Source organism: Chryseobacterium potabilaquae (assembly GCF_902728265.1).
GTDB classification, from domain to species: Bacteria; Bacteroidota; Bacteroidia; order Flavobacteriales; family Weeksellaceae; genus Chryseobacterium; species Chryseobacterium potabilaquae.
On sequence record NZ_CACVBR010000010.1, the window covers coordinates 1 to 13,563 of the forward strand.

Consider the following 13,563-nt stretch of genomic DNA (forward strand, 5'->3'; position numbering starts at 1 on the left):
TTGCAAATTTTTTAAGCAAAATTTTAAAAACTTTTTTATTAATATCCTAGTACTCTATAATTCTTAAATGCTTACCTAAAAGCTCTCCTGCGCTTTACTGATATTCTCTCGTTTTCAGTGGGGCAAAAGTACTCTATTTTAACCTACACTTCCAAATATATTTAACATAAAATTTACTTTTAAATAGTTTTTAACACTTAAATATTTGAATACTAGATATAAAAAAATGAAACACTGGTTAATTTTATCTAAAAGTCATAGATTATGGACTCGAATCCATATTATTTTGAGTATATATAATGCTTAAAAATTCGGCAAATGATTTTTCTAATCCCCTAATATCACCACTTTTTAAATTTAAACCACCTACACCAGATTCATCTGATTTAATTTTTGTAGCGGATATTTGAAAATATTGTGCATCATCACCTAATTTTTGATTTATTTTTATTGTAGAACCCAGGATTTTTTTTGTAGATATTGTATAAATCTCATCTGGTGTTGTCTTAAACACTAAATAAGACCTTGGAGAGATTATAATATCTTCTTTATTAATATTAATTTTTTGATTTTTATCCGATGATGCAAATATATATAATCGATTAGTTTGATTCACCAGCTTATTTTTTGGCATATAATATAAAGCCAGTTTATAATTAGCCGGATTAAAAGGTTGCTTTGTTCCATCTACATTTTCAAAAGGCTTTAATAAAAATGTATTAGCTCCAATTTCTTTTGCTTTTTTATAAATAAGCGAAAAAATAGCTTGGTCATCTTTTGAAAACCCTTGTATTTCAACTTCCCCTAAGTATTGCGCATCATTGGCTTCTTTTTCTATTTTATATAAAAACTTATCTTGATTATTGTTGGTTTTTTCAACTTTGGTTAACAACACATTTTGTGTAGAAACTAAATGTATGAAAAACATAAAAAATAAGATGTTTAAATTTCTCATGATAATTATTAATTTATGTTGAAAGAATTTCTATACATTCTTCTAAACTATTTTCCCAATGTTTTAATTCAATATGATAAGTTTCCTCAATTTTATCCAAACACATAGTGCTCCTTTTAGGCCTTTTTGCTGCAGTCGGATATTCCTCACTGGTTAATGGCTTCAACAGTATAGATGAGTTTGTAAAATCCGCTATTTTTTTTGCAAAGTTAAACCAAGTCGTCTCTGGATAGTTAGAAAAATGATAAATGCCAAATTCTTTATTAGGAGCTTCCACTATATTCATTATTGTTTCTGCTAGATCATTTGCATTAGTAGGTTGTCCAAATTGATCTGCCACAATACCTAATTCATCTTTTTGAGAAAAAAGATGAAGCATGGTTTTAACAAAGTTGTTATTAAATTCTGAATATAGCCACGAAGTTCTCAAAATAATTGTTTCGAAGTTTCGTTCCAAAGCCAATTCTTCTCCCTTTAACTTTGATCTACCATACACTCCTTGTGGATTTGTAAAATCATCTTCGGAATAACAAAGATTTGTTTCACCATCAAAAACATAGTCAGTTGAAACATGAATTAGGACTGTTTTAAAGTCTGAGCAAGCCTGAGCTAGAAAACCAACTCCCTCTGCATTTATAGTAAATGCCTTCTCTTCCTCCTTTTCTGCTAAATCAACAGCTGTATAAGCAGATGCATTTATACAAAATTCAGGTTTGTTGTTATAAAAAAAATCATTAATCTGATCCTCATTAGTAATATCTAACGTATTTGAATCAGTAAAAATAAATTCATAATCATGTTCAAAATTTGGAGCTATTTTTTTCATACAATTACCTAGCTGCCCATTACTTCCTATTACTACTATTTTTTTCATTATGAATTTTTTGCATTTTGCGACCTTAAAAACTTGACTCTTGATTTAAAGTCCTTTTGCTCTAAATCTACGTAAAATTGGTGAAATAAATCTTTAACTTCTGGGGGATGAACTGCGGATTTTCTATTTTTTAGATTAAAGTAGATTATGGTAACCCAAAGTACCGCATGAACTACCTTTCTATCAAGGCTCATCATTATTATTTCTATTTTTGAAGTTCTATCCTCTATTTCAATCGTTTTACTACTTATTATTACTTGTGTATTATATCTTACTTCTTTTAGATAAGCTATTTCATTTTGTATTGCAATCCAAGTACATCCCGTCTTTTTTGTATATTCTTCATAGGTAAATCCATAAAATGTTTCTACATGATCTTCTCTAGCATTAAACATATACTCCAAGTACTTTACGTTGTTCAAATGCCCTATTGGATCGCAATCACTAAATCTGACTTTTACCGTAGTTGATACTTCGTTTTTCATTTGACAAAAATAAAAAAACCACCTCTAAGAGAGATGGCTAATTTTATAAATCTTTGTTAATTTGTCATTCATTGATTAAAGACCTAATGCTTTTTTAACATCTGGTGTAGCATCAATTCCTGCTCTATAAATAAATGCAGAAGAATTAGCGTCCATAATGTAATCGTAACCTTTATCTTTAGCAACTTTTGTCACAATTTCATTTAATTTTTTCTCAATTGGCTCATATGCAGTATCTCTTTTTGCTACGAAATCTTTTTGTGCTTTATCTTGCATCTGATTGATTTCCTCATTCAATTTTGATAATTCTGCTTCTCTGGCTTTGTTTTCTTCAGCTGTTTTTTTAGGAGCTTCATCTGTATACTGCTTTAATTTTGCTTGTCCTGCATCAGCTTTCTTTTTGATTTCAGCCTGTTTTGCATCTAAGAAAGTTTTCAAGTCAGCATCAGCTTTTTTCTTTTCTGGCATTGCATCAAGAACGCCCATTACATCTAAAGTAGCAATCTTTTGAGCTTTTGCCGTACCTACAGACACAACCATCATTACTGCTGCAAATAATACGCTTAATTTTTTCATAATTGGTAAAATAAATAATTTAATTTTTAGATTTTAAATTTTAGCAAAAGTTAATTCTAACAATTATTTTTTGCTTTTAGCACTGTTTTTTTTATCTTTTTCTGTGTCTTTAAGTAAAATATCTAATACTTTGTCTGTATAATCATATCTTTTTTGAAGAAAAATGACATTAACATTATTGCTTTTATCAAGAACTATGCCCAAACCATTTTTCTCGGACATTGTTTTAATTGCATTCCAAATCTGATCTTGAAAAGGTTGAACTAAATTTGTTCTTAGCTTTGTAATTTCTCCATTGGCTCCAAACCTTAAACTTGTTGTTGTTTTAACGTTTTTTTCTAAATCCATTACTTCCTTTTCTCTTAGCTTTAGCTGTTCACCAACCAACAATACTTTTTCATTTTCAAAAGCGGATCGCTTTTTTTCGTATTCTGATTGTAAGTTTTGTAGCTCGGATTGCCAAGTATCAATTTGTGAATTTAGTCTGGATTCTGCTTCTTTGTACTGAGGAAGTTTGTTTAGTATATAATCTGTATCTACTACACCTATTTTCTGTGCATTCCCAAAGCTAAAAAGCAAGAATAATAAAAACGTAAAAATGATTTTAAGATTTTTCATATTGTGATTTATAATGACTGGTTCATTAAGAAGTGTGTCTTCCATCCAGATGGATCTGTTCCACCTATTGTTTTATCAAATCCATAAGCAAAGTCAAATCCAATTAGACCAAATGCTCCCATATATACTCTTACCCCAAAACCAACAGATCTTTTCAATTGAAATGGATTATAATTACTCCAAGAGTTCCAAACATTCCCTCCTTCAGCAAAAGTTAAGGCATAAATTTTGGCTGTTTGACTTAATGAAATTGGATATCTAAGCTCTAATGTAAACCTATTATAAATTGTTCCCCCTCCTCTTTGAGTAATATCATCAGATTCTCCTCCAAATGTGGACGCATTTTCATACCCTCTTAAAGGTATTAACTCTCTACCATCAAATCTACCTCCAAAAAGTCCTGTACCTCCTACATAAAATCTTTCAAAAGGAGGTGGTCCTAATTCTTTATTATACCCATCCATGAATCCCATTTCTGCCGAAGACCTCAATACTAGCTTCCCTACCACTTCATTATAAATATCTGCTTTGAATTTTATTTTGTAAAATTCCATCCATTTATATTTTTCTGTAGGACTCAGTTTTGAATAATCTTTATTATTAAATAATGAATAGGGAGGTGTAAATTTACCTGATAATTCAATATTTGAACCCATTGTTGGGAAAATTGGATCAATTCCTGCAGAATTTCTGCTTAAGCCAATATTAAGACTTAAGTTATTAGCACTTCCATAATATTCTGTTGTTCCTCCAAAATCAAAAGGGTAATTTTTGAAATTATAGTTTTGATATTGGATTCCAGTGTATAATGAAAAGTAATCATCTGGCCATTTTAACAATCTATTTAATCCGACCGATGCCGAAAATATATTTAGTTTTTGAGCCTCACCATATGCATCCGAATATTTTACTCTAGAGTTATTTAAACTCACAGAAAGTGCAGTAGGCCTTGTTCCAAATACCCACGGTTCTGTAAATGATACTCCATAGTTTTGGAAATATTGTCCTGCTTGAGCCTGAATAGATAGTGTTTGTCCATCCCCTTGAGGAACAGGTCTAAAATCTTTAAATTTAAGAAAGTTTTTTAGGGAAAAATTATTAAATGTTAGCCCTAAAGTTCCAATAAAGCTATTTCCTCCATAACCAGCTTGTAGCTGCACCTGTGAAGAGCCTTTTTCAACAAGTTTCCATGTAATATCCACAGTATTATCTTGTTGGTTTGGCTGAATATCTTGTCCTATTTGTTGAGGGTCAAAAAATGACATTCCTGCTAAATCAAAATAGGTTCTTTTAATATCACTTTTAGCGAAAAGATTTCCTGGTTTTGTTCTTAACGAACGAAGAATAACATGGTCATGTGTTGTTACATTCCCTTGCCACGCTACTTTATTCCATGTTGCTTTTTCCCCTTCATTAATACGAACTTCCAGATTAATCTTATCTCCATCTACGGATTTTTCCACAGGTGTTACATTGGAAAAAAGATATCCATTATTCATATAGACCGATTTAATATCAGAGTCATCTTCTTTACCTCCATCTTCTCCCACTTTTTTATTAAATCCTACTGCATCATAAATATCTCCTTTTTTATATCCTAGAAGTCTTTGTAAATATTCTGTAGCATATACCGTATTTCCTGTAAATGTAATATCTCCAATATAATATTGTTTTCCTTCTTTAAGCTTTACATTGATTTCATAATTCCTATTCTTATCATTTCTCCAAACAGAATCGGAAATAATTGCAGCATCTCTATACCCTAAAGAATTATAATAATTAATTAAACTTTGTTTATCTTCTTGATATTTTTCTTCAATGTATTTTGAAGACTTTAAAATACCACCAATTCCAAATCGTTTTTGCTTAGTTTCTTTGAAGGCTTTTTTCCTAAGTTTTGCATCACTTACATGTTCATTCCCTTCAAATTCTATATGATTGATTTTAACTCTTTTACCTTTCTCAACATTAATTGTCCAATCTACTAAAGCAGGATCACTTGCATTTACTTTATCTTGAATAGATATTCTTGCATCTGCAAATCCTTTTTTAATATAGTCTTTAGGAATATTTGTTTTGAGACTGGAAACTAAATTTTGAGTAATTTTCGTTCCTGGTTTAAGATTATTGTCTTTTGCTAATTTTTCATTCTTGGACTTTCCTATACCCTTTCCTGTAAATTTAACCTCTCCAAGTTCCTTAAGATCTTGTAAATAAAACTTCAACACAACTGTTTCTCCTTCAATACTTTGAATATATACTTCAACCTCAGAAAAGGATTGAGTATCCCACAGTTTTTTGATTGCATTACTAATTTTTTGTCCAGGAATATCCACGGCTTCACCTTTTGTAAGTCCTGTAAATCTCAATATTTGAGCTGGCGTATATTTTTTTACCCCATCTACAACAATATCTTTTAATGTATATGTCCCCGCTTGGTTTTCTGTATGCACAGGAGTATTCATTTTTGTACTATCCTGTGGAATAGCCTGTCCATAAAAATGTGCAGATGCTGCAAACATTATGATGGGTAATAGTCTAAGCTTCATATTATCGTAGTCTTTCTTTTCTAAATTTTTACTGGATTTTTATTTGGTCGCCGGTAAGTCCGTATCTTCTTTCTTTGTTTTGATAATCTACAATACATTGAAAGAAAATATCTTTTGTAAAATCTGGCCACAGAACATCTAAAAATTGCAATTCTGCGTAGGCTATTTGCCAAAGTAAGAAGTTACTTATTCTGATCTCACCACTTGTTCTTATAAGTAAGTCTACAGGTGGAAAATCTTTAGTATAGAGATAGCTCTCAAATAGTTTTTGATCAATACTATCAATATCAACTTTTCCTTCTTTTACATCGACACTAATATTTTTCACGGCATTAAGTATCTCGTTTTGTGAGCCATAACTAAGTGCTAATACGAGATTTCCCTTTATATTATCTTTTGTCAGCTCTACTACACGAAGTAATTGCTCTTTTACTAATGGCGGTAATTTCTCTATATTCCCAATAACATGCATTCTTAGACCTTTACTGAAAATTTCATCGGCCTCTAGTAACAATGTTTCCACCAATAAACTCATCAATGCATTCACTTCTTCAGGTGGACGATTCCAATTTTCTGAGGAAAAGGTATACAATGTTAAATATGGGATATTAATCTCATTACATGCATTAATAGCATTTCTAACTGCATCAATAGCATTTTTATGGCCAAAAGTTCGTTTTTCACCACGAGATTTAGCCCATCTTCCGTTGCCATCCATGATAATAGCAACATGTTTTGGTAAATTCTCAGAATTTATTTTATCTTTAATCAATGACATCTTATTAATCACAATAACATGGAGGTCTTCCAAAAGAGTATGTAAGTCCTAGGCTGAATGTATTGATCCAATCCTTAGATCTTGTATCTCCTGTATTTCTTTTAACCAAAAAATCTTGTTCTCGTTCTTTTGATACACTAAGATATGCACCAGATTGCAATAAAGATCCTCCTGTAGCAGGATTCACTATATCCCCATTATAGGTAGATACCACATCTTTGGTGAGAATTTTACTATAATCCAATTGATCTGTCAATGTATATCTGAATGTAGCTTCAGCAAAAACAGCCCAGTTATAATTAAATTTATATTTCAAACCCACTCCAAAAGGGATCGTCATAGTGGTTTTTGTTCCGGTAGAATATATAGGTGTAGTCGTAAAATCCAATTCATTAATTGGAGCTTGAGCTACTCCATCTGCATCTCTTCTAAAGTCGTTTACCAATGTAGCTTTTGGGGCATCAAACATCAAACCTCCTATACCTCCAAAAATATAAGGGCTTACCATACTTTTTTGTTCATTATTTACCGGGAAGAAATTATATTCGAAAACCAAACTCGCTTCATATACATCATTTTTCCCAAATGCTCCTCTATTTCTTCTATAATCTTCTTTCGCAACTTTATCACTAAATTGAATCTGATTATATCCAAGGTCTAATCTAACAGTTTGATAAGGATTAAAATTAAATCGATATAGTACACCTCCATAAATCGGCACCCCCCATTCTGATGCTCTACTTAAATCCAATGGCTTTTGTAAAATATAGTTTGTTCTTCCTATATCCCCTACTAGGCTGCTCATACCTAACCGAACTCCAAGTTCGTGTCTTTGTGCTTTAATACTCACCACAGTCCCTAAAGCGGCAAGGAAGCTAAACAATAATTTTTTATTCATAAAAGAATATGGATTTATAGTTATAATTAAAAATTAATTTTTGCAAATATAAAACTTTTTTATATTAATGATAATCTTAATGTTTCGTTAAAAATAAACAAAAAAACATAATTTGTTATAAAGTAAACGGTAAAGAATCAAAAATATTCTTTTTTTAATAGATTTTACATGTATGACCATGAAATAGCCCTCATTAATTGAGGGCTAAATAGTTTTACTTCTTACTAATCATAGACCTTACCCTATTTCTTAGCCTTATTAATAACGGTTCTTTATAATTTTTATCTTCATCAAAGTAACCATAACCGTAGCCATAACCGTAACCGTAGCCATAACCATAGCCATAACCTTGCTTCGTATTATAGTCATTATATACAAGCCCTAAATGTTCTATTTCTCCATTATGATATTTCTCGGTAATCATTTTTAGCATATACTGTTCAGTATATTCATGACGAACTACGTAAATATTTGCATCCGAATATTTCATCAACTCATATGAATCGGCCACTAAGCCCACCGGTGGTGAATCAATGATAATATAATCATAAATATCTTTAAGCTCTTCAATAAATTTAATGTTTCTTGAACTCATCAAAAGCTCAGATGGATTGGGAGGAATAGGTCCAGAAGTAGCTACATCGAGATTAGGAATTTTCGTTTTATTAATAATCTGATCAATTGACACCTCACCTGTTAAATAGTTTGATATACCATACTGATTATTAATATTAAAATCACCGAAAATTTTAGGTTTCCTCAAGTCCATTCCTAATAAGATTGTCTTCTTATCACTCAAACCAAGAACTGAAGCTAAGTTTATCGAAATATAGGTTTTACCCTCTCCTCCAATAGATGAAGTAACGAGAATAACTTTACTTTTACCATTTTCAATAGATAAAAACCTCATATTTGCTCTTATTCCTCGGAATGCTTCCGATACAGATGATTTAGGTTGTTCTAAAACCGTAAGCATATTGGCATTATTATTATTTCCAATTACTCCGAGTAAAGGAATTTTTGTAGCATTAATAAGCTCTTTAATATTTCTAATCTTAGTGTCTAGAAGTTCTCCAATTAATATAAATAAGAGAGGCAAGAGTAATAATCCCACTATGATTGCAGCTTTTGTACCCTTAACATTAGGACCGATTGGCATCTGCCCTAGATTTTTAGCGGGGTCAATAACTGTGACATCTGACTGATTAGCCGCCATTTTCATTTGTGTATCATTTTGTCTTGACAAAAGACTATTATATGTTGCAGCAATCATATTGTAGCCTCTTTCTGCGTCCAGATATTTTCTTTCTTTTTCAGGATAGCCAGATAATTCTGCATTTGCATCAGAGATTCTTTGATTAATTTTACTAATCTCATTATAATACACTGTATAATAATTCCTTAATAAACCAGAAGAATTGAAACGAGTCTCATTTATTAATCTGTTTATTTCCTTTATAGGTTCAGAATTCTGCGTATAAATAGTAGACATTTCTCTTCTCTTTTCATACAGTGCTTTTAGCTCTGATACGGTAGCCGAAAAGGCTCCATCCTTAAACCCTGCTGCATCTGTACTGATCATTCCATCAAAATCTTTTACATCAATCGAGTTTCTAATACTATTCAAAGAACTTAACTTGCTTTCTATATCTGCTTTTTTAGCTTCTAAATCTTTAATTTCCAATAAAGTTTTCTCATCTCTATTTTTAATATCATAAAGCTTTTCGGAAGTCTTTAAATAGTTCAGTATAGTTGCACTAGAATCTAGTTTTTTCCTTACTGTATCTAAATTCTTTTTAAGATAAATTGCGGTATTCTTATCTACAATCATTTTATCAGCCTCTCTTTTCTTTTGTAGCTGACTCACAGATCTATTTAAGAAGTTTACAGCACCATTAAGATTGTACCCTTTTTTAGTGATAATCATTATAGAACCAATCTCCTTATCAAACTCTACAGACATCGTTGAAACGATATCATTAACCGATTGATTAACCGAACTAAGATTAACTATAATATTATCTAATTTTATTTGTGTAGATACAGGATTTGGTAAAAGCTTAAATTTTAGATTTGGAGAAGTATACCACTCACCGACTTTAATAATTTTATTAGCTGGTCTTGGATATGGGGCCACATTTTGAAGTCCTTCAGCTTCATAGCTATATAAGCTTGTTCCTTCTCCTTTATCAGGTAAATTTACTTCATATGTATTTCCTCCTTTAGGAATCAGAGTAATTGGATAATTGATTTGTTGAAGGTGTTTTCTATCAATTTCTAGGAAAACCGGCGAATCATCCTTATCTAGGTAGGTAGTTTTTATCGTTCCTTTTGTAGAATAGCTAACAAAAAGATCAAGTTCTTTCACAAGAAACTCATTATGAGATCTTGACAAGAGCATTTTCTTTAAATAGATTCCATCCTGATTTCCATTTTGTCCCCAAATGAAATTAATAGACTGGTTAGGCGTAAAGTAACTTGCTGTATTATTGGAAACACTCAATGATAAATCTGAGGCATAAATATTTTGCGCATAATATTTACCATATACCCACGAAATACAGTAACCAATAAAAAGCATCAAGACAAACCAATACCAGTTTTTTAATGTCCTTCCTAAGAAATGTTCAATATTAAATAAGGTAAAAGAACCGTATTTTTCTTTTTGAGAGTCATTCTTCTCTACCTTCGCGTCTTTTTCTGGAATCATGATTAAAGATTTTTAAGAAGTAAATAAATTGACAACGCCGTAGTAATTACAGATACCCCAGTAGTTAAAGTCTGGATAGGATCTTTTCCAAATCCATTTAAACTTTTCCCTCTCGTATTAAGATAAATTTCATCACCATTTTGTACATAATAGTAAGGTGAGTTCATTACATCTTCACGAGTAAGGTCTATTTTTGCAATTTTGATTCCTTCAGGTAACTTTCTATGGATTACAATGCTCTTTCTATCAATGGTTCTATTTAATCCTCCATTAATAGCTAGTGCTTCTGTGATAGTCAGTGTATTCTTATGGGCTACTTTTTCACCTGTAACGCCTGTTGTTTCGACATCTCCAAGGATATAATAAGTAATCCCGTTTGTATTTAATCTTACTTCTGACTTCCCATCTTGAAAGTTTTCATTCACTTTATCTTGAATTTCTTGGGACACCTCCTCAATTGTTCTCCCTTCTGCTTTGATATAGCCAATTCCAAAAACATGAATATCTCCTTTGGAGTCGACTTTTAAGCCATTAAAATAATACATTGAATTTCCTCCTACTCCACCTCCATTAGCACCAATATTAACTGCTCCTTGATTTATCGGAACATTTGTTTGTCCACCATTTCCTACAGTATTTGTATTCAGGGAAGAATAAAACTGAGCTGCATCACCTTTAGGAGTTGTAACAATATTGAGGTTTAGGATGTCATTCTTTGAAATTCTATAAATAGGAATATTATAGGGGACTAATCCTTCCTCGTTAATGACAAGGCTCTCATTTGGCTGCATGTATCTTACATCTTTTGTTGTAATACAAGATGTAAAAAGGAAAGGTAATATCAAAAGGAATAAATATTTATAATTCTTCATCATACTTCTAAGTTGTTTACAAAAATAAAAAATTAATTGTTACTTTTTTTGTTCTTAAAAACATATATAAAATTAGGTAAATAAGCACCTAAAAAACCCAGTATTAATATAATCACCAAAAGTATATTTATATTTATATGTCTCAAGAAATAGGCTATAGCCACGATCATAACATAGTATAATATAATATAAAAGCTTGCTCTTCTATGGGTAAGATTAAGTTTAAGTAATTTATGGTGTATATGATTTTTATCCGCTTCAAAAGGAGATTTCTTATTATATAACCTTATTACAATAACATTCAAGGTATCTACGATTGGAAGAATCAATATTGCAACAGCGACTACCGGAGCAGATTGTAGGTGATATCTAGGAACGTTAGGTAGGTCTTTATCAATGAAAATATCAATAAAACAAATTGAGGTAAAAGCCAATAAGAATCCTAAAAGCATAGAACCTGTATCTCCCATGAATATTTTGTTAGCTCTTTCATTGGAGAGATTATAATATAAGAAAGCTAAAACAGCTCCGATAATAATTACAGAAAAAACGACTAATGGATAATTATATTCACCTAATCTATAATAACTTACCCCAAAAAGCGCACTACAAATAACAGAATATCCTCCAGCAAGTCCATCAATACCATCTATTAGATTAAATGCATTAATAAGAATAATAAATGTAATAATACTAAAGAATACACTTATAAAATATTCTAATTCATAGATACCCAGTATACCAAATAAACTTCTTATCCTTATATCTGACCCTATTACAATAATAGATGAAACAACTACTTGTGCAACAAGTTTTTTGTAAGCTCTCATTACCACAATATCATCCATCACCCCGATATAAAGAAGGATAATCAAAGAAGCAAATAAGAACTTATACAGATCAAAAAGCTCATATGCAAAAATCGAGGCACATATACCTATTGAATAAAAAACGGCAATTCCTCCTAGATTTGGTATTCTTCGAAGATGAGAGCTCCTAATACCTGGCTCATCCATAAGATTTTTTCTTTTGGATATTTTAATTATTGTAGGTATAGAATAAAAAGTTATAAAAAAAGAAAATAAGAATCCCAATCCTATTTTCACGTAAAAAATAGGAATCCCCATTAGAGTTAAGAACAATTCAAAATTTTTCATTTTTCTTTTAAGTACTTTATTACAGACTTATGTAAATGGAATATCCAAAAGGCCTATCGACATAACAGTACTTTAACATTTGTGTTTAAATTATTTTTCTTATCAATTTTTTTTGTCCTGCAAAAAAAAGTAGATAAAATATCTTTTTTTTCAGAGGCAAATATAGAAGATAATTTTTATCAAAACGACTATAGTTTAAGATATCTTTAATTTTAATATTTCTATTTCTCATAAATTGCTCAAGCTCAGACGCCATCAGATAAAAAGTTTCCTCTTTTTTAACAAAAGCAAGATAAGCCAGAAAAGAATATACCCCTTCAAAGATTTGAAAATTTTTCAGTTCTTTTTTTTTATCTGAATATTTAGATTTTTCAAATATTTCTTCTACGTCTTTTACTGCTTTTAATATATCTAAGCCTTTCTCCGTATGTGTTTTTGTTATAGAATCTTTACGCTCTAAGTACTGATAATGAAAACTTTGAGTCTGAGCAATGATCTCACACTCTAATAAAAGTTGAGGAATAAGCTGAATATCTTCAAAATGAGCTCCGGTTTTGAATCTTTTTGTTTTGAAAAGGCTTTTATGAAAAAGTTTATTGCATGCAAAGTAACTTAAATCTGAAAAAATTGAAAAGTTATCTTCCAGCTTTATTTTTTCCGGCATATTAGGTATTTGTGTAAGCTTTTGAACAATTTTCCCCAATTCGTCTACCTTCTGAATATTACAAATAACCATTTTAGACTGATGTTTTTCAGCTAAGTGATACATCTCTTCAAACATAGTTTCTGTGACATAATCATCACTATCTACAAAACCAATAAAATCTCCGGTTGATCTGTCAATTCCAAAATTACGAGCATCACTTAATCCTCCATTTTCTTTATCAAAAGCTTTAATTTTTTCAGGATACTGTTGGGTATACTCTTTAATGATTTTTCCAGAACGATCTTTGCTTCCATCATTTATAACAATAATTTCAATTTCTTGAAGGGTCTGGTGAACCAATGAATCAAGACAATTTGCCAAATAATTTTCGACATTATACACCGGAACAACAATAGAAACTTTTGGGGGAACATTTATTACCATA

The 13,563-nt window shown here is 30.8% G+C and carries 12 protein-coding genes; all 12 read right to left on the reverse strand.

Annotated features, from left to right (window positions below):
* Nucleotides 1-262: 262 nt before the first annotated feature.
* The gene (locus CHRY9293_RS07450) at nt 263-955 is read right to left on the reverse strand and encodes a hypothetical protein (RefSeq protein WP_162032433.1); all 693 of its coding nucleotides are present in this window, start codon (nt 953-955) and stop codon (nt 263-265) included.
* A 13-nt stretch (nt 956-968) separates the two neighbouring features.
* Complete coding sequence (gene rfbD, locus CHRY9293_RS07455; protein WP_162032434.1) at nt 969-1,829, reverse strand: dTDP-4-dehydrorhamnose reductase; 861 nt, start codon at nt 1,827-1,829, stop codon at nt 969-971.
* On the reverse strand, nt 1,829-2,314 hold the full coding sequence (locus CHRY9293_RS07460; RefSeq protein WP_122545327.1) for an acyl-CoA thioesterase: 486 nt from the start codon (nt 2,312-2,314) through the stop codon (nt 1,829-1,831). The genes rfbD and CHRY9293_RS07460 overlap by 1 nt, the downstream gene beginning before the upstream one ends.
* Before the next feature lie 75 nt (nt 2,315-2,389).
* Nucleotides 2,390-2,890, reverse strand: coding sequence for an OmpH family outer membrane protein (locus tag CHRY9293_RS07465; protein ID WP_162032435.1), 501 nt, complete (start codon nt 2,888-2,890; stop codon nt 2,390-2,392).
* Nucleotides 2,891-2,953: 63 nt separating this feature from the next.
* Nucleotides 2,954-3,508 (reverse strand): OmpH family outer membrane protein, encoded by a 555-nt coding sequence (locus tag CHRY9293_RS07470; RefSeq protein ID WP_122545975.1) that lies wholly within the window; start codon nt 3,506-3,508, stop codon nt 2,954-2,956.
* A gap of 8 nt (nt 3,509-3,516) precedes the next feature.
* Nucleotides 3,517-6,057 (reverse strand): outer membrane protein assembly factor BamA, encoded by a 2,541-nt coding sequence (gene bamA, locus CHRY9293_RS07475; RefSeq protein WP_122545329.1) that lies wholly within the window; start codon nt 6,055-6,057, stop codon nt 3,517-3,519.
* Nucleotides 6,058-6,085: 28 nt separating this feature from the next.
* On the reverse strand, nt 6,086-6,835 hold the full coding sequence (gene uppS / locus CHRY9293_RS07480) for a polyprenyl diphosphate synthase (RefSeq protein WP_162032436.1): 750 nt from the start codon (nt 6,833-6,835) through the stop codon (nt 6,086-6,088).
* 4 nt (nt 6,836-6,839) lie between these two features.
* The gene (locus CHRY9293_RS07485; protein WP_122635458.1) at nt 6,840-7,733 is read right to left on the reverse strand and encodes a DUF6089 family protein; all 894 of its coding nucleotides are present in this window, start codon (nt 7,731-7,733) and stop codon (nt 6,840-6,842) included.
* Between the two features lie 214 nt (nt 7,734-7,947).
* Complete coding sequence (locus tag CHRY9293_RS07490; protein ID WP_162032437.1) at nt 7,948-10,443, reverse strand: exopolysaccharide transport family protein; 2,496 nt, start codon at nt 10,441-10,443, stop codon at nt 7,948-7,950.
* Nucleotides 10,444-10,445: 2 nt separating this feature from the next.
* Complete coding sequence (locus tag CHRY9293_RS07495) at nt 10,446-11,318, reverse strand: polysaccharide biosynthesis/export family protein (RefSeq protein ID WP_162032438.1); 873 nt, start codon at nt 11,316-11,318, stop codon at nt 10,446-10,448.
* A gap of 29 nt (nt 11,319-11,347) precedes the next feature.
* Nucleotides 11,348-12,472 (reverse strand): glycosyltransferase family 4 protein, encoded by a 1,125-nt coding sequence (locus CHRY9293_RS07500; RefSeq protein ID WP_162032439.1) that lies wholly within the window; start codon nt 12,470-12,472, stop codon nt 11,348-11,350.
* An 85-nt stretch (nt 12,473-12,557) separates the two neighbouring features.
* Complete coding sequence (locus CHRY9293_RS07505) at nt 12,558-13,562, reverse strand: glycosyltransferase family 2 protein (RefSeq protein ID WP_162032440.1); 1,005 nt, start codon at nt 13,560-13,562, stop codon at nt 12,558-12,560.
* Nucleotide 13,563 lies beyond the last annotated feature (1 nt).